Genomic DNA, 20,098 nt, shown 5'->3' with positions numbered 1-20,098 from the left:
AATAATTTTTTTAACTTAATATTAAGTACAATAAACCCATTAAATTTGCGTTCTTAAAAAAGGCTTTTAACAAAAAATTAGTTTTTTATTAATATTTGAAAATTGTTGTTGCAGTTTAATGGTTAATTATTATATTGCGGCTCGAAATTTATTACCTACTGAAAGTATGAAAGTAAACAAAATTATGGCTTTGAAGCTGATGCTGTCCTTAGCATTGGTTATGGGTTTTACTAGTTGTAGTAAAAAATCCAGTTCAAAAAACGCATCTTCTGCCACGGGTTGGAAAATCAATGACAAGAAAGGCGGGTTCCAATACAACTCTAAATTCAAGAAGCAAGAGACTGCACCTGGATTGGTTTTGGTTGAAGGAGGAACGTTCACTATGGGTAAGGTTCAAGACGATGTGATGCACGATTGGAATAATACTCCTAACCAGCAGCACGTTCAGTCTTTCTATATGGATGAGACTGAAGTTACCAATCTTATGTATATGGAATATCTTGACTGGTTAAAAAGAGTTTTTGATCCAGAAGATGAAAATTATAAAAATATCTACGAAGGTGCGCTTCCTGATACATTAGTTTGGAGAAATAGATTAGGTTATAACGAAACAATGACCAATAACTATTTAAGACATCCTGCTTATGCAAACTATCCTGTAGTTGGTGTAAACTGGATCCAAGCTGTTGAATTCAGCAAATGGAGAACAGACCGTGTGAACGAAAATGTTCTTGAAAGAGAAGGCTACCTTAAAAGAGATGCTAAAGTTACAGATGCTAAAGGTGACAACACTTTCAGTACTGAGACTTACTTGAATACGCCGACTAAAACGTACGGTGGTAACGAAGAAATCGTCTTGAAAGGAAGAAGAGGAAAATCTAAAGACAGTGTTAACTTATATGCTCAAAGAACTTCTGGTATCATACTTCCAGAATACAGACTTCCAACTGAAGCTGAGTGGGAATATGCTGCTGCTGCTGACGTAGGAAACAGAGAATATAACCTTTACAGAGGTCAAAAGAAATATCCTTGGAAAGGAAACTACACTCGTTCTGGAAAAAGACAAGTTAGAGGTGACCAATTGGCTAACTTCAAACAAGGTAAAGGAGATTACGGCGGAATTGCAGGATGGTCTGATGACGGTGCTGATATCACGAACGTAGTTAAATATTACCCACCAAACGATTTTGGATTGTATGACATGGCAGGTAACGTTGCAGAATGGGTTGCCGATGTTTACAGACCGATTGTTGATGATGAAGCAAATGACTTCAACTACTACAGAGGTAACGTTTACATGAAAAACAAAATCGGCGAAGACGGAAAAGCTGAAATCGTTACAGGAGAAAACATCGCTTATGATACGCTGGCAAACGGTAAGATCATCGCAAGAAACTTCCCTGGACAAATTGCTCAAGTTCCGGTTGATGAGAAAGAAACTTACTTGAGACAAAATTTCGACAAGTCTGATAACAGAAACTACAGAGATGGTGACAAGCAGTCAACTAGATATTATGACTTCGGAAGTTCTGAAGACGGTGAGAAAGTAGATGATTCTAAAAGAATGTACGATTCTCCAAAACATAATGTAACTACTGACAGTTTAGGAAATATGGTTCGTAAATATGACCATTCATCAAAAAGAACAACTTTGGTAGATGATAATGTTAGAGTTTACAAAGGTGGTTCTTGGAGAGACAGAGCGTATTGGTTAGACCCAGCTCAAAGAAGATATTTCCCTCAAGATATGGCTACTGATTACATCGGATTCAGATGTGCAATGTCTAGAGTAGGTCCTAAATCTGACAAAAAGAAAAAAGCAAGAAACTAATTTTCTATACTAAATTCTACAAAAGCCCTTTTATTAGGGCTTTTGTTTTTTTAAACCACTTGTAATGGAAATTAAAGACATACACGATTTATTTTTAAGATGCGCTTCCGTCTCGATCGATACTCGAAAGATTGAAGATAACTGCATGTTCTTTGCTATCAAAGGCGAGCGTTTTGACGCCAATACTTTTGCCGCAGAAGCCTTAGAAAAAGGAGCTTCGTTTGTTATTATTGATAACAAACAATATTTTATAGACGACAGGACAATTCTGGTTAGCAATACTCTGGAAACATTGCAGGAAGTAGCTAAGTTCCATAGAGATTATCTAGGACTGCCGATTATTGGGTTGACAGGAAGTAATGGAAAAACAACTACTAAAGAACTAATCAATGTAGTGCTTTCAAAAAGATACACTACAAAAGCTACGATCGGAAACCTAAACAATCATATCGGCGTGCCGCTCACATTGCTTTCTTTTAATTCGGATACTGAAATCGGAATTGTAGAAATGGGAGCCAACCATCAAAAAGAAATAGAATTCTTGTGTAGCATTGCCCGTCCCGATTTTGGCTATATTACCAATTTCGGAAAGGCGCACTTAGAAGGCTTTGGAGGAGTAGAAGGCGTTATCAAAGGCAAAAGCGAGATGTACCAATTTCTTTCCGAAAACAATAAATACGTCTTTGTAAACCTTGATGATACCATCCAAAGAGAAAAGACAGAAAAAAATCTCCGCATTACATTCAGCCATTCCGACAAAAATGCTTCTGTCTTGATTAACAAGATTACGGCGAATCCATTTGTCGCTGTCGAATTTGATGGAATAAAAGTCAAGTCGCACCTGATTGGCCTGTATAATGCAAACAACATCAACGCTGCCATTACGATCGGCCGTTATTTCAAGATTTCAGACGACGAAATAAAAGAAGCCATCGAAAGCTATATTCCAGAAAATAATCGCTCGCAGATGCTGGTCAAGAATTCTAACGAAATCATATTGGACGCCTATAACGCGAATCCGAGCAGCATGGAAGTAGCCATCAAGAACTTCTTGCAGCTCGACAAGCCAAATAAGGTCGCAATTTTAGGCGATATGTTTGAGCTGGGCAAAGAGAGCTTGCGCGAACACAAGCATATAGTAGCATTGCTTAAGAATGAAAAAGAAGCTACCACCTATTTTATCGGCAAAGACTTTTATTCTAACAAGCTAGACAAAAAGAACCTGCTCTTTTTTGAGACGTTCGATGAATTTTCAGAAGCTTTTACGAAAGAAAAGATAGAAAATAAAACGATGCTGATTAAAGGATCTCGAGGCATGGCATTAGAAAGAACGCTAGAATTGTTATAGCCGAGACAGCAATTAGAGAGTGCCGAGAGATACTATATTTTAAAAACTGCCGTTATACTTTTAAAACTAAATAAAAAACTTATTTTTGTCTTGAAGCAATAAAATGCTTTACGATTCAAATAACCAAAATTCCGAACGATATTTATGATATTTTCAACCATTTTACTGCAGACTGATACCATTGCAAAAGCTTCTACCAATACAGTAATTGAGGGAATCGCAAAAAATGAAGAAATGAATCTGTTTAGTTTCTTGATGAAAGGAGGAGCCTTCCTGGTTCCAATCGTCATCCTTCTTTTTTATACCTTCTACTTGATTTTCGAAAGATACCTTTCGATCAAGAAAGCAACCAAGCAAGATTCGCACCTGATCAAAGATATCAGCATTCAGTTGAATTCTGGAAACATCAACGCTGCCCTGTCTTTGGCCGAAAGATCAAACACAGCCTCTGGCAATGTCTTGAGAGAAGGAATCCTGACCATCGGGAGACCGATTTCTGAAATCGAATCGAATATGGAAAGAGCTGCCAATATCGAAATTGGCGAAATGGAGAAAAGAATGGGACACTTGGGGCTTATTGCCGGTATTGCGCCGACTTTAGGTTTCGTAGGTACGATTTCTGGAGTTATCAAGATTTTCTACAGCATTTCGCAGACCGAAGATATTAGTATCGGTAATATTTCTGGCGGTTTGTATGAAAAGATGATCAGTAGTGGTGCCGGACTTGTTGTAGGAATCATTGCCTATGCAGGCTATCACTTATTCAATGGGGTGATTGATAATTTCTCCCTGAACGTCCAAAAGCAGATATTGGAATTTGTAAGTATAATCCAAAGACCTAACGATGGCTCTAAAACGAAATAGAAGATTTCACGCGGAAGTAGCTACTTCTTCCCTAAGTGACATTATGTTCTTTTTGCTGTTGTTCTTTTTGATCATATCAACACTGGCAAATCCGAACGTAATCAAGATGACGCTGCCTAAAACGCAGCAGAATGATAAAACGAACAAGCAGCACATTACGCTGTCGGTTTCGGAAGAGAAACAGTATTATGTCGACAAGCAAAATGTTTCTTTCGAAGAATTGGAAGCGACGCTATTAAACAAAATGGGCGATGCCAAAGACCAGACCGTAATTGTAAGAATACCGTATAACCTGCAAGTACAAGACTTGGTCGATCTGCTTCAGATTGGTGTCAAGAACAACTTAAAGTTTGTGATCGCTACAGATAAGAAATAAAAAATACAAGAGATAAAAAAAACGCTTCGGGAAACCGGAGCGTTTTTTGTTGGGATTCCAACCCAATATTTTCAAGTAGCTAATCATTTAAACGTTATTTCCTAACCCTATTCTTATAATTTTTTACAAGAATATAAACAGAAAATACAAAAACGACTAAGTAAATAATACCTAATCCTATATTCTTAAACTTTAGATTTTGAAAGTCGAATTCCCTATACAATGCCGATCCTACGATGATGGCTATAATGCCAAAAATAAATGATGATGCTTGTTTGTTTTCCATGTTTTCTAATGTTTCTTCGAAATTAAAGAAGGGTTTAATTTTATTAGTTTGTTTAATAATTTTTCTTAAACTATCTGAACTTTATATTCCTAAAAATAGTCTAGTCGGTTTACATCTTGATAAACTTTACCGTTACCTTTTTTTCTGAAAACGGAAAACTCATAAAATATAAACCTGTTTCATATGAAGAGACATCAATTTGAGAAGTATTTTTCACTTGCTCAATAACTTTACCAGTGGCATCACTAATAATAATGGTTTCAGGTATAGAATTATTTGTTGTTTCGATATACAGAGTATTTTTTACCGGATTTGGATAAACAGAAGCAAAGGGTTGTAATTTATTCGAAATGCCTAGACTACAATCTGCTTCATTGTTGACGTAACTTCCACTAAAACCAGCCGACCAAATTTCGGTATTTAGTAGGTAATTAGCATTTTTATTATCTACATAAACACAAGTCAGCATGGGATTCAAACCGATATGAGCATATTGTATGTTTTGGTTATTTCCATTTCTTAAGTCTAATGCGGCTAATTGATAATTATTATAAATGTCAAGTCGAGTTAGAGCAGTATTAGATGATAAATCCAAATGTTGTAATTGTTGACTTGAATATAGAGTCATCTTTTCTAATAATTGGTTTTGCGATAAATCTAGGGTTGGCAAAGTAACGCGAGATAATGCTAGGCTCTTCAAGGTATGGTTTTGCGATAAATCTAAAGATGTATAACCTCCTCTAAGATACAGGTATGTTAAATGGGGTGAATTGGTAAGGTTGATTGCTCGCATTTGAAGTGCGTCAACTGATAATGAATCTAATACCGAATTTTGTTCGACATTTAGATGATTCAGCGATTCACTGTTAATTCTGACCGATTTTAAATTAGGTGCGACAGAGGCATCAATTTCTAAAATAGAGTTTGATTTAACATATAAGTTTTCTAATAAAGGATGGTTCGAAAGAAAATCATCATTAGCAACTGGGCTATCTATAGATAAGTCCGTTAGCAATGTATTAGATGCTAAGTTTAGTGTGGTTAACGGTGCGTCGAATGTACGGATGTCTACTTTTTGCAATAATGTATTAGTGCTTAAATCTATAGATGTCACATTGCCATAAAGCCTAAAATCTGTTAATCCAACTAATGGTGAGACATCGAAATGGTATATAGTAGAGCCAAAAAAGCCGGCACCAAGTGTGAGTTTGGTCAATGCGGTATTATTTGAAAAATTTACATTATTTAGCGTATTGCTGTAGAGATCTAAAGTTGTTAATGCAGTATTGCTCGATAAATCCAGAGTATGTAATTCATATCCGCTAATATCTAAAGTTAACGTTTTTAAAGCAATATTTTGTGACAAATTCAAGCTCTGTAAAGAATAGTTATAGATATGAAGTTCTGTTAACGAAACAAAATCCTCAATTCCAGTAACAGAACCTATAAAGTCTAGGGTTAATGATGTCACGCCGCTAATATTTGCAGTAGGCACATAATGATCTATTGGGCCAGAATCATAACCTAAGTAAATAAGTTTTTCTTCGAATGAACTGTTTGGTATATAGGTAAGCTGTGAGAACGAACTGGTCGAAATTAGCATAACTACAAACATGTAAATATTTCTCATAGTAATTTTTTTATGATACATTAATTCTTTAATATTTTTCAAAATTCTTGTGAGTTGAGTTTAAAACAGATGGACTAATTTCTGTTAAAGATAGAGTTTTCGCAAATACAAGGGGTCAGCCGCCCAACGGATTTTTCATCAGTTAAGCTATTCGTCCTTTTGCCGATAACTATGTTAATTCTATCTGTTTGCTCAATCCATATCGTATTGCCTCATCAAGCACATCAATATTTATATCTTTCAGCGATTTGAATTTAATGCAATAGCCAGTTACTGTTGTCTTGCCTATTGTAGCTCCAAAGTTGTTGGGTAAATAGGTTTTGTCTTCGAGTCCCATAATATAAACCGAAATACCTGTTGTATTCGCGCTTATGCCGATTTGATAAAATTCTTTGAAAGAACCATCTTTATGGCACATCATAAACTGTCCGTAGCCTATATTCGGATTTGCAATCACTTTACCCGTAGCGTCTGTGCCGTCTAAAAACCATAATTTACTATTAGGCAACAGTTGAAGCATGTGCTGATGCAACATTTGCATATCAGCACGTTTAGGTTCTTCTTGGCTTTCGATATAGGTTTTGATTTGTTCTTTTGTGTTCATATCAACGCAACTGTTTGTTTTTTATACGTCTTGCTGGGATGTCTAACCGTTGCGACGTTCCATTTTCATTCTATTACTACTATTTATAATTGAGTAAATAAAATGCGTAATGATAGTTAAGCCTCCGCCAAAAATCCAAAATGCAAATGTAATTGCCAAGGCAGGCATGCCGCATCTTATTTCGCCATCTTTATAATCTGGAATTAAGTAATCCGGAAGTATAAAGAAATCTAAGATCAAGTACAGAACCAATACCAAATATTTCCACCTGCTTAAATTATATTTATCAAGCAAGATATAAGCAACAACTTGAATAACAAACATTGGAAGGATTAGATGAACAGGTGCCATTGTTAAAATTCAAGGTTAAAGTATAGTTCTATTTTAGCTTTTCAAAACCATACAATGTTATATAATCAATTTTATGTCCCCAAAGCTCACTAGTAGCTGTTTTAGGAAAAGCGCCCACAATGCTGGTATTTTCAAATTTATCCGAAAAATAATATTTTATATCAGCTTTATATGTTATTGGCTTTTCAAGATTGTTTCTAAGCAATAATACACTTTTCCAATCCTTATCCTCTTTTCCTCCGTTATAAAAGGCGCCCATAAAAAATAATTCTATGGTGTTCTTTTGTGGTTTTTTTGAAAAAAGATCTTCATTTTTATCCAAATCATAGTAGCCTTTAATAGGCTCGATTGTCAAGACTTTATATTCGTATTTGCTGTTCTCAATCTCTTTTAGTTCTAGTGTTATTTTAGAACCGAGAGAAAAAGTAAACTTTCCATATTCGGTAGGGAATTTTGTAGGAACATTTATCTTGCTTTGAGAATACAGATAAGAGCTCAAGACAGTGAACAGAATAAGGAAAAGCTTTTTTTTCATTTAGGATTCTTTTTTTGAGTTTTATTATAGGCAAACTTAATTTTTTTAAATGCCATATAAAGCAAATGCGTTATGCATGTGAAACATATCCCAATAATCCAAATCCCACAGAACATCGAAATTACGGGCAATAAGCATCCATTTTTATTGGGCGAAAAATAATCAACAACAAATGGAATACAGAAATAGGTTACAAGAATAGCTAAAAAAACATATAGTTTTCCGTATCTAACTTTTTTAGCATCGGTATATAGATATAATAAAATTTGTAAAACGGGTAGAATATAAATCATATAAAAAGCGATTCTTTCCATCTATGTATGTTTTTTTGCGTTAATCCTGAAATAGAATAATAGTAAACGTATTTCTTTGCAGATACGAGCGATAGGCTCTTTTTTCTGTCTGATCTAAATATTCTATAACCAAATATTTAGATGATACGATCATAACGCTAGTATTAGCTTGGGATAACTGAAGCAGTAATAGCGTAAAAGGAGGTTTGCTAACAGTACTTATAGATGCATTTTCTTTTTCAACAAAACTTTAAAGTATTCTTTGTCCTTATTAAATAGCTCAAGATTTTCTCCAATCCACCTATATACGTTACCTGCTAAAGTTCCGGCTGCTATATTATCACCAGAACTGGCATAACCATGACCTAGCATTAAATATGTTTTGTCATCAACATTAATGGGGAAAGTATACCCTTTGTTTCTCATGATTGCTATTTCGCTATCTTTTAGTTTTGGGTTCCAATTTCCATTTCCTACCTCAAACGGTTTTAATAAATAATTCCAGTTATCTCTTATTGAACGAATAGTATCTGTATCACTCCATACATTTTTGTCATGGTGATGTTTAATCGTAATTACGTAAGCGTTATCCTTGTCAAATTTTATAATCAATAAATCTCCTGTTCTTTTATTAAAGTAATCTTTAGCTTTTTCTTTATTGTGATTCAAATGTAAATGATGAATTCCCCAATCATTAAACATCATGTCATGATAATCAACGTTGAACGACTGCTTACTTTGATAGGGGTTTATGTCAAAGCCTTTTTTAATCTTATCAATTAGAAGAAGAATATCATTTTTATGTTCAGAAAGAAAGATTTTAGTTATACATTCTTTAGCAACGTGTACTTTTCTAGGTTTTATCTCAATCAATTTTAATCTAAAATTAAAATATCGAGATAAGTTTAATAATTGGTTACTTTGCGTTTTATGTCGAACGTTATATTTCTTATAGAATTCTAGTAAAATCCCGTCAATTAAATCTTGAGGTTTCAATTTCAGATAAATTGTTTTAATATTATCGCAAATATGCTATGGTTTGACGCAGTTAGGGGTCCTATTCATTTGTTTTTTCTAAGGGAACTATCTTTACTGAATATTCCCCAATTGATGCATTTTTGGTATGTACATCTTTTATCAATAAATATTCTTCGTCAATATGCTCCATATCCTGCCAATTGGCTTCAAAGATAGTAGGGTAGAGTTTTGGATCAAGACCACTTTGCATTAATAATATCTTACCTAAACTACCAAAACTATCTAACAAAATCATAACTTTCATTTGTTGATTTCTTATTTTGTTATTTACAGTTGTAATTGAGATTACTGCATTAAATAGAACATTTGATTCGTTGTTCATTAAATCATGTCTATTTATAAATTCCGATAATTGTTGAGAATTGATATATCTCTGCTCCATCTTTATTTTTTTAAGGTTGGCTATTACTTGTCTATATATGAAAATTTCCGGAAAATTTACTTTCCCCCAATTAACCTCTCTAACTTCTCAATCATTTCCTTTTGCTGTTGCAACATACGCTCATAAAGCTCCACCATCTTATCAATTGGATTGAAGGATGGTTGGTAATTAAATCCCGAAGCACTGGCATTATCTTTAAAATCTTGAAAAGAATAAGTATTCGCAATAATATTCACAGCCTGTTCTTCATCAAAATTCTCAAATGCTTCTACAGGCACTTTTAATATTTTAGCAACTTGCGCCAATATATTGGCTTCTACGGTTTCTTTCTGTTCTAGCAAAGATATTTTCTTTTGATTCCAGTCGTCACCCAGTTCAAAAGCAAGAGCTTCTTGTTTGATTCCCAGCATTTCGCGAAAGCGTTTGATGTTTCTTCCTTGGTGTATTTTTTTGTGTGGCATGTCATTGTGTATCATAATCGTAAGTATAAAATTTTTGTTAAATATAAATAAATATTTGGTTCTGAATTATGCGTGCCCAAGAATAAACTATCCTTTTACTGACTTGCTTATGATTTTGTGCCGGTGTTAGCTTCGTCGTATAAAATTATACACACATGGAAAATTCAAAACCAAACAGAAACACAAACAAAAAGATGCAAGAACGCAGGCTCAAGGTTTTTGCTAAGTCCTTTCCGAGAGGAGTAAGATACTCTATGCTTGCCTATTTAGTCTGGTTTCCAGAAATCAGGATTCAAGGCAAATGGGTGCAAGAATGTGGCTTTAATATAGACGATAACGTGACGGTTACGGTAAAAAAGAATATGATTGTAATTAAGAAAGCGGATAGTTTATAGTTGATAGTTTATAGTTGATAGTTTATAGTTGAAAGTTATAAAGTTGAAAAGTCAGAAAGGAAGTGGAACCAGAGACTACAAGTAAGAGCAAGCAACCTACAAAACCAAAAACATTTTCAAACCCCAACGCAACCAACTATCTACTGCCACCTATCCACTTTCCATTATTTAAAGTGCATAACTGCTCAGCACATCGCTATAGATTCTTTGCAATACCGTGCCTATCGCAGCAACTCTAAATTCATACTGCTGGCCGCTTTCGAGTTCTGTAAGCAGTAGTGTGGCTTTGGTAAACACAATAACTTCCCACGCCTTTTCTCCCTTTTTGCGGTATTCATACTGGTAGCTTTTTGCACCCTGTATGGTTTTTAGGCTTAGCTTTATTGTGCCTACATTTTCTGCATGCACGGCAAAGTTTTGCGGCTTAGGCAAGATGCCTACTGGCTGCCGCTGCTTGCTGAGCGTAAAGCCCGAGCTGGCCAATACAGCATCGATACCGTCTGCTTCAATCTGCACATAAAGCGCCAGCTTTTCTAACATGGCGATAAGCTCGTGTCTTTTGATTTCTCGATTCAGATGTTCTGTCTTGCCGCCCTCTTTGGCCTTGATGATGGCCGTGTCAAAAGCGGTTGTAGCTGCTTTTAGATCGGCAATAAGTGGCATCGGATTTGTGAAATTGGCATTGCCTGTCATGCTGTCTACAATCAGTTCTGCCTTTTGCTCTAGTTCGGCATCACTATATTTGCCGAACGAAGTAATGATCTTGATACGTGTCATTTCTTTGCTTTTTTTAATTAATAAATCAATTTTGGCATTCAAAGCCTAAAAAATTCCCAACGGAATTACAGAATCTGTGCAATCCTGTTGAAGAAAACTTTTTCTATATAGAACTTTAGAATTTCTATCAAAAGCCGGGCGGTTCTACATAGACTAAATTTTTTTCTATTTGTTTTTTAGAACTCCTATATAGAGGTTTAAAATTTCTCTCAGAAATTGTGCGGTTCTAAATAGACTAATTTTTTTCTGTCTGTTTTTTAGAATTCCTATATAGAAGTTTAAAATTTCTATCAGAAACTGCGCGGTTCTATTTGGAAAAACTTTTTTCTATATAGCAATTCAAAATTGCTATCGGAACCCGCCAGAATCTGACAACATTTATTGAATGCAGTGCCAAACCAATAGGCTGTCTGCTGATTTTTCTGTTTGCTGTAATGAATAACTCCCATACCTGTTTTTTGATAGTGAAGCAGACCAGAACCCGGATGCTTCTGTTTTCTGGATACAATACTAAAAGTTCAATCGGAAAAACGCAACCGAAAAGTAATAAGTGGTCAAATACGGGCGTAACTGGTCAGTTTTACGGTGTAACTGTTTTTTTGATTGGCTCCAAAAAAGGAAAAAACAGGGTAGGATTGGTGTTGGGAAAGGTGTAAAAAGAAAAAATCCGACACGTTGCAATGTATCGGATTGTAAACTTGTAGCATATCAGAGATTAGATTTAAGACAGATGCTCTTATTTTCAATAATCAATCTCTCTTTTGTATTTTGAAGCTTCATAACGTGGTTCTTTTCTGCCGTCTGGATGATGATATGTCACCAGTTGCTTTTTTTTCACTTCGATTGCATTGCCTTTTGCATCAACTGTATAGTCATATTGCGTACTTAGCACATCTTCTTTATAATAGACCGAATAGGTTTTTAAGTTGCCATTTTTATCATAGGCAAACTCATGACGCGATTGCATGCTGCCATCAGGATTAAAATTAATGACCTTAATTTCATTGCCTTTGGCATCATAATAAACTTGCTTTTGCAGGTAGGTTACATTTTTAAGTACGTTGGTCGTATTAAATTCTTTATAAGTGCCTTTGTCTGCGATGCTATATTTTTGGTGCTGGTCTAGCGTGCTGTTGCGGTAAGTCAAAAACTCTGTAGTGTTGCCTTGTTTGTTATACGACCAGGCATATTTATATTCGCCTTCTTTTGGCCTGTTTATCGTTTGGCTTATCTGCTTTCTTGCCTTATTATAAGTATTTAGGACGGTTTCTTCTAGATTTCCGTCAAAATCATACCGTTCTTTCTTTGTCTCGTTATCGGCAGCATCATACCACAGCTTCTCTTCCGAGGTCTTATAGCCCGTTTCAGAATAATTGCTTATTACGGCTGCATTGCCCCGCTTGTCGAGCTGCGTTATTTTTACAAACTTTGTAGGTTCTTGCCCCGTGCCGTATCCTCGCATGTTCTTAAGTTCGGCATTATCTCGTATTTCAAACTTTTTTATAAACGCCTCAATATCCTTGCACCGGCAGCTGTAATTGGTTACGGTAGTGCCATTAAAAATATTGACCTCGTTAGATTGGCTGCCTCTCCCTGTTTCGGCAAACGAAGTAAGCAGGCGGTTCTTTTTATCATAGGTTACTTTTTTGACAACAACCAAAACAGGATTTAGGCTGTCGCCAGAAAGTTTGTAGGTTGTATAGGATTTGATTTTTCCTTTTAGCGGAATCTTAGAAAATTCATCTTGTGCAAAAAGGCTTAACGGCAGCAGCAGTAGTAAAGCAAATACGCCTATGGTTTTTAAGAATTTCAGTTTCTTGCTTTTGGTCATTTCAGTTTATTTTAGGCAAACATACCATATTTTTTAACATGTGAATAGTCAATTGCTACTGGCCATAGCAGTATACTCTTTCCTTAACAAAAACGCAACCTATCAGAAAATGCTTTTTGCAGAAAATGGAGCTATAAAATGTGTTATAAATTCTCGTTAAAAGGAGTCTGTTTTGTTTAATGAGTTGCTTTTGTTTAAAAAATTCTTTTTTGTTGTATAATTTATTATTTTTTTATAAATTGCCCACGTATTAACTAATTTTTTATGAAGATGCATTGCTTGCTTCTAGGAAAGTAAAAGGGCGTGATTTTTTACTTGTGAAAACCTGCTTTTCCAAGTAGTTTTTTTTATGCTTCCTAGAGTATCAAAATGTATTTTATTATTAATTTTTTAATACTTTATTTTATGAAAAAAACGCTACTTTCTGTTTTTTTACTTTCTGTTTCAGGATTTGTTAATGCTCAAACCGTTTATAGTTTCGGTTTTAGCGGCACCACAGCAGAAATGGAGACGGCTGGATGGATGAGGACTAACCAAAGTAATCCTATAACAACAGCATTATGGACGATTGCCTCTTACACTCCTGTTACTGTAAATACGACTGTAACACCGGCAATTCAAGGCAACCCCTTCAATGACAGGGTTTATACTAACGGTGAGGTAAGTCCGGTTCCGAATGGCCAATCGGGAGGGCCTAATTCATTTGCGTTGGTTAATTTTAGAAGTACGACTGGAGCTGGAACAATCAGCAACTGGTTGATTAGTCCTGTGGTTACGGTACAAAATGGCGATGTTGTTTCTTTTTGGTCTAGAAAAGGAACTTCGGCCACAGACGATTATCTGGATCGTTTGGAACTAAGGATGAGTACGGCTGCAACGCATGTCAACCCAACATTGGCTGCTGGATTTGTGTATCCTAAAGTTTGGACACAGTATAGTTTTACAGTTTCTGGTCTTTCGGGTCCAACAGCTGTGAAATTTGGATTTAGATATTTTGTGACAAATGGAGGGCCGAGTGGTGCTAATTCAGATCTTATCGGGATTGATACTTTTGATGTAAACAGGGCATTGAGTACGGATGATTTCTTTGCAAATAATTTCTCAGTGTATCCAAATCCATCAATGGGAATAGTAAATTTAGCAGGCAAAAACAACATGGCTATCAACACCATCCAAATCACAGACTTGAACGGACGCGTTGTTAAAAATGTCAATACAAAAGGTGTTTCTGAAACTCAAATCAACATCTCTGATCTGACTACAGGAATGTACTTCTTAAATGTTCAGACCGATTCTGGATATGGAACTACAAAAATTATAAAAAACTAATTTTATTACATTAGTATAATAAGACAAGCCCGCTCCTAAAAGCGGGCTTTTATTTTTAAGGTAAAAAAAATAAGGATGCGTTATTGATAAGACTGAACGTGCAGGAATAAACTACTTCTTGAAACCAATCCTTGTAATACCTTGTTCAGGAAATTCTTCAATAAAAGGAGTCAATGAAATATGCTTTTTCTTTTTATCAAATATCGTCATGTGCCATTTGTTCATTTTTCCTGCAGGAACATTTACATAAAGCGTATTGGCTTTTTTTATAAGGTATCTTGTTCGGTATTCCTCTTCAGGATTGTAGAACTGTGAAGAATCAATCCCAATAATTAGTATTTGCCTGAATAGGGCTTCAACCTTTTTTATGTCATCGTCATTTAATCTCATAATACAAATTTAAGGTTATTAGGGTAATTGTGAAAATCCATTAAGAACTTAGTCACGGCCAAAAGAAAACAGCCAATAAATTTCCAAAAGTCGTCAATCTTAATGTTTTAGTAAAAAAGCAAATCGGTTTTATTTGTATGTTTGCGTCCAACAAACATTTTCTGTACAGCTCTTGGCAATTTTCGTGCGGCTGTTCAGATCGATACCCCTACAAAATGCAAAACTATTTCAGATTGCTTGTTTTATTGGTCCTTTCGGGCTTTACTCCAAACCTGTCATCGGCGCAGACCACAATTCTAGATCAGACGTTGCTTACGGCGCAAAGTTTCAATACGTTTACCGCTTTCAGCGTTACGGGTTCGCAAAACTGGTCGCATAGTACGACTTATGGAGCCATGTGTAATGGGTATGCAGGAGGACAGAGCTTTGAAAACGAAGATTGGCTTATCAGTTCGGCAATGAATCTATATCAGACAGATAACGTAAAGCTCACGTTTAACCATACGCGCGGCAATGCTGGAGTCCTAAATGTAGGCGTGGCAGAAGGCTGGTATAAAGTCTTTGCTACGGCTAACTACACAGGCGATCCGGCAACAACAACATGGGTTGAACTGACAGGATTGAACCAAACGGTTCCTACTGCCTGGCAATATGTGGCTTCGGGTCAGCTTGTGTTACCAGATGCTGCAAAATCAGAAAACTCACGAATTGCTTTTCGCTATAAAAGCAGCGCAACCCAGAGCGCTACATGGGAAATAAAGAACGTAAAAGTTGTAGGTCAACCGCAAGCAACAAATCCGAATGCCGGTGTTTTTAAAATTACAAACTGGAATACGGAATGGTTGGGCTGTACTTCATTCGGGCCGACTAACGAAAGCCAACAGATTGCTAATGTTGCGGCGGCCATGCTTTCGATGAATTCGGATATATACTGCATCCAAGAAGTTTCCAACTCTGCAGCAAATCCTTCTATCGCAACACTCGTGTCGCTTTTGGGTAGTGACGAATGGGAAGGCAAGATCGTGCCTACAACAACAGGCGATTGCGACCAGAGACAAGGTATCATCTATAAAAAATCAAAAGTGCAGTTTGTGAGCGCTACGCAATTAAGCAGCGGCAGTCCGTCGCAAGGCAACTCTTATAATTATAATTGGTCTGGCGGACGCTATCCTGCGTTGTATACCGTCAATCTTATTTCGGGAACTACATTAGTTCCGGTATCTATCGTAAACATTCATGCTAAGGCTGAAGACGGCAATGCTGCGAGCTATACGCGCCGATTAGGGGCTTCACAAGCTTTAAAGATGATTCTTGACGGAACTAGCTATAATTCTAAAAACCTGATACTGATTGGAGATTTCAACGATTATCTTATCGGAACAACAAGCGATGCCTGTGCCTGTACGCTGTCGCCCTATAAAAACTTTGTCGACGATGAGGTCAATTACAACAGCATTACCAAAAACATGGTTGATGTGAACCAGACTTGGGGAACGCACCCAATTATCGAAAACATCATCATTTCTAACGAGCTGTCGACCAACTATGTTTCGAGCAGTACGGCCCAAGAAGCGGCGATAGTGCAAAATATCAGCAATTATTATAATACGACTTCCAACCATTTGCCGGTAAGCGCGACTTTCCAATTTTCTGTATTGGGAACTCCAGAATATACTTATACTCAAAAAAGCCTATTGTCGATTTATCCGAATCCTGTAAAAGAAGAATTGCAGTTTGATACGGCTGGACTAGAAGACAATGCGACAGCACAGATATTTGACCTGACCGGCAGACAGATGAGCTGTCGTCAAATAGATGTAAATACAGTCAGTGTTACTTCTTTGCCAACCGGAATTTACATTTTGAAAGTGGGTAATAGAAGTGGAAAGTTTGTAAAGGAGTAGGGAAGATATCGTAAGTTGTGAAGCCGATAAGAATTACACGACCGTCAACTTTATGAATACGCCAAAACTCGTCGTTTCTGCCAATCTCAAAGAGTACGAAATGATACTTTCGCCGTACAGCTTTTTCCACATGCACAATCGTACTTGATTAACATGGCATATTTTGACCATTTTATTAAGGCTGATGGTGGTATACAATCGTGATGCAGAACAAACTCAGTGTGTCGCTATCCGTACGTAAAAAAAAAGAATTCCTCTTGCTGCTCGAAAGTCGGTCTTATATCCTTAAACGCTTTTCCTCTCATTGCCGACGATAATCTCGCAAAATAGCGCGTATGTTCATCGGCCAAAAATCATATTTCTTTTTGATTTAGTATTGCAATGCAGTTCAGAAACGATGCTGTTTTGGAACTGTGCGGACTTAACTTTTTATGTAACCTAAATCAATTAAAAAAGAACATGAGAACAGCATTACGAATTTTTGGAATCCTTGTCATTTTATTTGCATTACTCTTTGGAACCATGTCAATCTGGAGAGCCCAGCGCGATAAAGATGATCTTCGCGAAAGTCGCATGGAAATTGTTGAAGCGGAACAAAGCCTTTCTTTATTAAAAGAAGAAGCAAAGAACATGACAGGCGAATCAAAAACACAAATAGACGAGCAGATTGCTACGGCAGAAGAGGGTCTAAAAAAACTTCCGTCAGAATCAGTATATACGACGGTACAGATGTTGCTTGGTTTTCTTGTCGTAATTTCATTAATACTAAGCGTATTTCTTTTCCGCCCGAATTTAAATTTTTCCAGAATGTTACTAGTGTCTTCTGTAGTGCTTTTGTTGGCGGCCTATTTTGCTTCTCCTAATCTCGAACGAGGTGAATATTCTGGACTTCCAAGCAGAACATTGGCTCTTTTAACAGGGATTCCGGTAGTCATCGCAGCAGTGTTCGCGTTTTTAATTGCCAAAAATAAGCGCGCTGAAAGCTTACGCAGTGGCCGCTAAACGAAATTACTAACAACTTAATATTTTACTTATGAAGTAAAACCTCTCTCTAGTCAGTTTGCTTTTTTGCATTCTGAAGAGTTAGGAAGAAATTTTTCCACACTTGTAGAATGCAAAAAGCCGAAACGTAAGTTTCGGCTTTTCTTGTGGGCGATGAGGGATTCGAACCCCCGACCCTCTGGGTGTAAACCAGATGCTCTGAACCAACTGAGCTAATCGCCCTGATTGCGAGTGCAAATATAGACTGTTTTTTTATATCTGCAAATTATATTTACAAAAATTATAAAATTTCTGCTACTACAAATGTGCTTCCGCCAACATAGATAAAGTCAGATTCCGAAGCATTTTCTAGAGCGTTTTTGTAAGCTTCTGTAACAGAGTTGTATACTTTTCCATTGAGTCCGAATGATGTTGCTTTTTGCTGTAAAGTCGAAGCATCTAATCCGCGAGGAATATCAGGCCTGCAAAAATAATAAATAGCGTTTTTTGGGAAGAGAGGCAACACATCGTCTAAATCTTTGTCGTTTACGACTCCCAATACGATATGAAGATTATCAAATTTCTGATTGTTTACTTGATTTATTACGATTTCAAGTCCGTGCTTGTTATGTGCCGTATCGCAGATTACTTTTGGAGCTTCTTTCAATTGCTGCCAACGGCCTTGCAGTCCGGTATTTTTGACCACATTCCAGAATCCGTCTTTTATATTTTCTTCTGAAATTTGAAACTGGTTTTGGGATTGTAACACGCGAATCGCTTGCAGAACCGTTTTTTTGTTCTGCTTTTGGTAATCGCCAAGAAGCACTGAAGGATAGGTTTCTTGGATTATATCGGAAGCAAAGAAAATTTCGGATTGGGTTTCACTCGCTTTTTTCTCAAAAACAGGCTTTGTTTCGGAAGTGTATTCTCCGATGACAACAGGTATATTAGGCTTGATGATTCCCGCTTTTTCAAAAGCGATTTTTTTCATCGTATTTCCTAAAAACTGTACATGGTCCATTCCGATATTGGTAATAACGGAAAGGAGAGGAGTAATAATATTTGTAGAATCTAATCGTCCGCCCAGACCGACTTCGATAATCGCGATATCAACTTTTTCTTGGTGGAAATAATCAAAGGCCAAACCGACGGTCATCTCGAAAAAGCTCAATTGGTTTTCTTCAAAGAAGGATTTGTTTTGGGCAATAAAGCTTACGACAAAATCTTCGGAGATGTCTTCTCCGTCAATCTTTATTCTTTCGCGAAAATCTTTTAGATGTGGAGAAGTGTATAATCCGGTCTTGTATCCCGCTTCTTGTAAAATCGATGCTAAAAAGTGTGAGGTAGAGCCTTTTCCATTGGTTCCGGCAACATGAATAGTTTTGATTTCCTTTTCAGGATTATGGAGATGATTTGCTAATAAAATAGTATTGGTCAAATCTTCCTTATAGGCTGAAGCGCCTTGTTTTTGATACATTGGCAACTGGTTGAACATCCAGTCTAAAGTTTCAGGATAGGTCATTTTTCAGAATTGAAAATGATGAATATACGTTTGAATATTAATTCAAGCTGAAATTATATACGATTGTTCCGACTTGTTTTTCGGCGGCATCATTGTCTGAAGACCATTTGGTATTCATTGCGGCAATTTTTGCTTGATCCAATAAGCAACGCGCAGCATTAGTTGTTCCTTTTACGCCAGGAACAGCGCCTATTGTTTTTCCGCTTCTGTCAACAGTCACTTGAACAACAACTTTTCCTTCTTCATTGCATTTGTAGGCAGGAGCTGGTTTGGATATGGCTTTTCGGTTTCCTAATGAATAACCGCCGCCTGTTCCTCCTCCAGAACCTGGTCCGCTTCCAGGGCCATTGCCTGGTCCATTTCCAGGACCATTACCGCCGCCTGTTCCGCCTCCAGAACCTCCGTCGCCATAATAATTGTTTGAATTTTTATCGCCGTTGAGTTTTCCTTTGTTTCCGGCAACGCCGTCGTCGCCATCGCCTCCTTTGTTATTTCCGCCTAAGATATTCGCAAGCGCATCGTTAGTGGATTTTGAAGGTTTAGGCTTTTCCGGAACAACAACAGGCTTATCCGTTTTTTTAATTTCCGTTTTGACTGGTTTTTTATTTTCAACCACAGAAACCGCATCTTCATCATCAGAAGCCTGAGTCAAAATATCTTCTTGAGCACTCGCGGATGATTGCGGAGCTGATTTTGCAGTCTGGCTTACTTTTAAAACCTCGCTCGTATAATCAGCTCCAGAACCAAACTCGCTGTCTCCAAAGTTTACAGTTACACCGCCTCCACCGCCTCCGGCAAGTTCTTGGATTCTCTCTTCGGTAGCAAATTTTATTAAAATCAAAAGCAGGATGAAAATCACAAACAATACAGTTGTGATCGCCAACGACTTTTTTTGCTCTTCAGAAATGGTGTAACTCATAGCTTTAAAAAATTATTCTTGATAAAAGTATCATAAAGATAACGGAATTAT

Annotated in this window: 21 protein-coding genes and 1 tRNA gene; 8 read left to right on the top strand and 14 right to left on the bottom strand. The window is 36.7% G+C overall.

What is annotated here, in order from left to right; translation table 11 throughout:
- Positions 1–166: 166 nt before the first annotated feature.
- From gldJ to GGR22_RS14680, 4 genes are all read left to right on the top strand, one after another.
- Entirely contained in the window at positions 167–1,831 is a 1,665-nt protein-coding gene (gldJ, locus tag GGR22_RS14695) for a gliding motility lipoprotein GldJ (protein WP_121376954.1), read from the top strand.
- A 64-nt stretch (positions 1,832–1,895) separates the two neighbouring features.
- On the top strand, positions 1,896–3,179 hold the full coding sequence (locus GGR22_RS14690; protein WP_182494270.1) for a UDP-N-acetylmuramoyl-tripeptide--D-alanyl-D-alanine ligase: 1,284 nt from the start codon (positions 1,896–1,898) through the stop codon (positions 3,177–3,179).
- Positions 3,180–3,326: 147 nt separating this feature from the next.
- On the top strand, positions 3,327–4,043 hold the full coding sequence (locus GGR22_RS14685) for a MotA/TolQ/ExbB proton channel family protein (protein WP_182494287.1): 717 nt from the start codon (positions 3,327–3,329) through the stop codon (positions 4,041–4,043).
- On the top strand, positions 4,024–4,419 hold the full coding sequence (locus tag GGR22_RS14680; protein ID WP_121376927.1) for an ExbD/TolR family protein: 396 nt from the start codon (positions 4,024–4,026) through the stop codon (positions 4,417–4,419). Before GGR22_RS14685 ends, GGR22_RS14680 begins: the two co-directional genes overlap by 20 nt.
- Before the next feature lie 395 nt (positions 4,420–4,814).
- Here GGR22_RS14680 and GGR22_RS14675 read toward each other — a convergent pair whose 3' ends face one another.
- The 7 genes from GGR22_RS14675 to GGR22_RS14645 all read right to left on the bottom strand — a co-directional run bounded on the left by GGR22_RS14675 (position 4,815) and on the right by GGR22_RS14645 (position 10,014).
- Positions 4,815–6,377 (bottom strand): T9SS type A sorting domain-containing protein, encoded by a 1,563-nt coding sequence (locus GGR22_RS14675; RefSeq protein ID WP_182494269.1) that lies wholly within the window; start codon positions 6,375–6,377, stop codon positions 4,815–4,817.
- A gap of 127 nt (positions 6,378–6,504) precedes the next feature.
- Positions 6,505–6,939 (bottom strand): DUF1801 domain-containing protein, encoded by a 435-nt coding sequence (locus GGR22_RS14670; RefSeq protein ID WP_182494268.1) that lies wholly within the window; start codon positions 6,937–6,939, stop codon positions 6,505–6,507.
- A gap of 42 nt (positions 6,940–6,981) precedes the next feature.
- Positions 6,982–7,290: a hypothetical protein gene (locus tag GGR22_RS14665; RefSeq protein WP_182494267.1), complete on the bottom strand. Its 309-nt coding sequence runs from the start codon at positions 7,288–7,290 to the stop codon at positions 6,982–6,984.
- Positions 7,291–7,318: 28 nt separating this feature from the next.
- Positions 7,319–7,825, bottom strand: a complete 507-nt coding sequence (locus GGR22_RS14660) for a hypothetical protein (protein WP_182494266.1) — start codon at positions 7,823–7,825, stop codon at positions 7,319–7,321.
- Positions 7,826–8,337: 512 nt separating this feature from the next.
- On the bottom strand, positions 8,338–9,114 hold the full coding sequence (locus tag GGR22_RS14655) for a hypothetical protein (RefSeq protein WP_182494265.1): 777 nt from the start codon (positions 9,112–9,114) through the stop codon (positions 8,338–8,340).
- A 61-nt stretch (positions 9,115–9,175) separates the two neighbouring features.
- Positions 9,176–9,538, bottom strand: a complete 363-nt coding sequence (locus GGR22_RS14650) for a hypothetical protein (protein WP_182494264.1) — start codon at positions 9,536–9,538, stop codon at positions 9,176–9,178.
- 56 nt (positions 9,539–9,594) lie between these two features.
- A complete protein-coding gene (locus GGR22_RS14645; protein ID WP_182494263.1) occupies positions 9,595–10,014 on the bottom strand; it encodes a helix-turn-helix domain-containing protein in 420 nt (139 codons plus the stop codon).
- A 140-nt stretch (positions 10,015–10,154) separates the two neighbouring features.
- On the opposite strand from GGR22_RS14645, the gene GGR22_RS14640 reads away from it, so the two are divergent.
- On the top strand, positions 10,155–10,394 hold the full coding sequence (locus GGR22_RS14640; RefSeq protein ID WP_220477669.1) for a SymE family type I addiction module toxin: 240 nt from the start codon (positions 10,155–10,157) through the stop codon (positions 10,392–10,394).
- Between the two features lie 168 nt (positions 10,395–10,562).
- Here GGR22_RS14640 and GGR22_RS14635 read toward each other — a convergent pair whose 3' ends face one another.
- Together GGR22_RS14635 and GGR22_RS14630 are read right to left on the bottom strand one after the other, a co-directional pair.
- Positions 10,563–11,171: a fibronectin type III domain-containing protein gene (locus GGR22_RS14635; RefSeq protein ID WP_182494262.1), complete on the bottom strand. Its 609-nt coding sequence runs from the start codon at positions 11,169–11,171 to the stop codon at positions 10,563–10,565.
- Positions 11,172–11,913: 742 nt separating this feature from the next.
- Positions 11,914–13,002 carry a hypothetical protein gene (locus tag GGR22_RS14630; RefSeq protein WP_182494261.1) on the bottom strand — a complete coding sequence of 363 codons (1,089 nt, stop codon included), beginning with the start codon at positions 13,000–13,002 and terminating at the stop codon, positions 11,914–11,916.
- Positions 13,003–13,407: 405 nt separating this feature from the next.
- Here GGR22_RS14630 and GGR22_RS14625 point away from each other — a divergent pair, with 405 nt between their 5' ends.
- Entirely contained in the window at positions 13,408–14,331 is a 924-nt protein-coding gene (locus GGR22_RS14625) for a T9SS-dependent choice-of-anchor J family protein (protein ID WP_182494260.1), read from the top strand.
- A 111-nt stretch (positions 14,332–14,442) separates the two neighbouring features.
- Here the strand turns inward: GGR22_RS14625 and GGR22_RS14620 are convergent, their stop codons facing one another.
- Positions 14,443–14,721, bottom strand: a complete 279-nt coding sequence (locus GGR22_RS14620) for a hypothetical protein (RefSeq protein ID WP_182494259.1) — start codon at positions 14,719–14,721, stop codon at positions 14,443–14,445.
- Between the two features lie 215 nt (positions 14,722–14,936).
- Here GGR22_RS14620 and GGR22_RS14615 point away from each other — a divergent pair, with 215 nt between their 5' ends.
- Positions 14,937–16,625 (top strand): T9SS-dependent choice-of-anchor J family protein, encoded by a 1,689-nt coding sequence (locus GGR22_RS14615; RefSeq protein ID WP_182494258.1) that lies wholly within the window; start codon positions 14,937–14,939, stop codon positions 16,623–16,625.
- A 33-nt stretch (positions 16,626–16,658) separates the two neighbouring features.
- Here GGR22_RS14615 and GGR22_RS14610 read toward each other — a convergent pair whose 3' ends face one another.
- Positions 16,659–16,796 carry a hypothetical protein gene (locus GGR22_RS14610; RefSeq protein WP_182494257.1) on the bottom strand — a complete coding sequence of 46 codons (138 nt, stop codon included), beginning with the start codon at positions 16,794–16,796 and terminating at the stop codon, positions 16,659–16,661.
- A 288-nt stretch (positions 16,797–17,084) separates the two neighbouring features.
- Here GGR22_RS14610 and GGR22_RS14605 point away from each other — a divergent pair, with 288 nt between their 5' ends.
- Positions 17,085–17,627: a hypothetical protein gene (locus GGR22_RS14605; RefSeq protein ID WP_182494256.1), complete on the top strand. Its 543-nt coding sequence runs from the start codon at positions 17,085–17,087 to the stop codon at positions 17,625–17,627.
- A gap of 147 nt (positions 17,628–17,774) precedes the next feature.
- Here GGR22_RS14605 and GGR22_RS14600 read toward each other — a convergent pair.
- From GGR22_RS14600 to GGR22_RS14590, 3 genes are all read right to left on the bottom strand, one after another.
- A tRNA-Val gene (locus GGR22_RS14600) sits at positions 17,775–17,849 on the bottom strand.
- 58 nt (positions 17,850–17,907) lie between these two features.
- Positions 17,908–19,128, bottom strand: coding sequence for a bifunctional folylpolyglutamate synthase/dihydrofolate synthase (locus GGR22_RS14595; RefSeq protein ID WP_182494255.1), 1,221 nt, complete (start codon positions 19,126–19,128; stop codon positions 17,908–17,910).
- 37 nt (positions 19,129–19,165) lie between these two features.
- Positions 19,166–20,047 carry an energy transducer TonB gene (locus tag GGR22_RS14590; protein WP_182494254.1) on the bottom strand — a complete coding sequence of 294 codons (882 nt, stop codon included), beginning with the start codon at positions 20,045–20,047 and terminating at the stop codon, positions 19,166–19,168.
- Between the last annotated feature and the right edge of the window lie 51 nt (positions 20,048–20,098).

It is taken from the genome of Flavobacterium gossypii (assembly GCF_014138495.1).
Lineage (GTDB): Bacteria > Bacteroidota > Bacteroidia > Flavobacteriales > Flavobacteriaceae > Flavobacterium > Flavobacterium endophyticum.
Note: the sequence above shows the minus strand (reverse complement) of the source record. Positions and strands in the feature narration are given on the sequence as shown.

Excerpts from the sequence above, each read along its gene's own strand:
- gldJ (WP_121376954.1), top strand. The coding sequence starts at position 167 with ATGAAAGTAAACAAAATTATGGCTTTGAAGCTGATGCTGTCCTTAGCA.
- GGR22_RS14690 (WP_182494270.1), top strand. The coding sequence starts at position 1,896 with ATGGAAATTAAAGACATACACGATTTATTTTTAAGATGCGCTTCCGTC.
- GGR22_RS14680 (WP_121376927.1), top strand. The coding sequence starts at position 4,024 with ATGGCTCTAAAACGAAATAGAAGATTTCACGCGGAAGTAGCTACTTCT.
- GGR22_RS14670 (WP_182494268.1), bottom strand. The coding sequence starts at position 6,939 with ATGAACACAAAAGAACAAATCAAAACCTATATCGAAAGCCAAGAAGAA.
- GGR22_RS14665 (WP_182494267.1), bottom strand. The coding sequence starts at position 7,290 with ATGGCACCTGTTCATCTAATCCTTCCAATGTTTGTTATTCAAGTTGTT.
- GGR22_RS14660 (WP_182494266.1), bottom strand. The coding sequence starts at position 7,825 with ATGAAAAAAAAGCTTTTCCTTATTCTGTTCACTGTCTTGAGCTCTTAT.
- GGR22_RS14650 (WP_182494264.1), bottom strand. The coding sequence starts at position 9,538 with ATGGAGCAGAGATATATCAATTCTCAACAATTATCGGAATTTATAAAT.
- GGR22_RS14645 (WP_182494263.1), bottom strand. The coding sequence starts at position 10,014 with ATGATACACAATGACATGCCACACAAAAAAATACACCAAGGAAGAAAC.
- GGR22_RS14640 (WP_220477669.1), top strand. The coding sequence starts at position 10,155 with ATGGAAAATTCAAAACCAAACAGAAACACAAACAAAAAGATGCAAGAA.
- GGR22_RS14635 (WP_182494262.1), bottom strand. The coding sequence starts at position 11,171 with ATGACACGTATCAAGATCATTACTTCGTTCGGCAAATATAGTGATGCC.
- GGR22_RS14630 (WP_182494261.1), bottom strand. The coding sequence starts at position 13,002 with ATGACCAAAAGCAAGAAACTGAAATTCTTAAAAACCATAGGCGTATTT.
- GGR22_RS14625 (WP_182494260.1), top strand. The coding sequence starts at position 13,408 with ATGAAAAAAACGCTACTTTCTGTTTTTTTACTTTCTGTTTCAGGATTT.
- GGR22_RS14620 (WP_182494259.1), bottom strand. The coding sequence starts at position 14,721 with ATGAGATTAAATGACGATGACATAAAAAAGGTTGAAGCCCTATTCAGG.
- GGR22_RS14615 (WP_182494258.1), top strand. The coding sequence starts at position 14,937 with ATGCAAAACTATTTCAGATTGCTTGTTTTATTGGTCCTTTCGGGCTTT.
- GGR22_RS14610 (WP_182494257.1), bottom strand. The coding sequence starts at position 16,796 with ATGGTCAAAATATGCCATGTTAATCAAGTACGATTGTGCATGTGGAAA.
- GGR22_RS14605 (WP_182494256.1), top strand. The coding sequence starts at position 17,085 with ATGAGAACAGCATTACGAATTTTTGGAATCCTTGTCATTTTATTTGCA.
- GGR22_RS14595 (WP_182494255.1), bottom strand. The coding sequence starts at position 19,128 with ATGACCTATCCTGAAACTTTAGACTGGATGTTCAACCAGTTGCCAATG.
- GGR22_RS14590 (WP_182494254.1), bottom strand. The coding sequence starts at position 20,047 with ATGAGTTACACCATTTCTGAAGAGCAAAAAAAGTCGTTGGCGATCACA.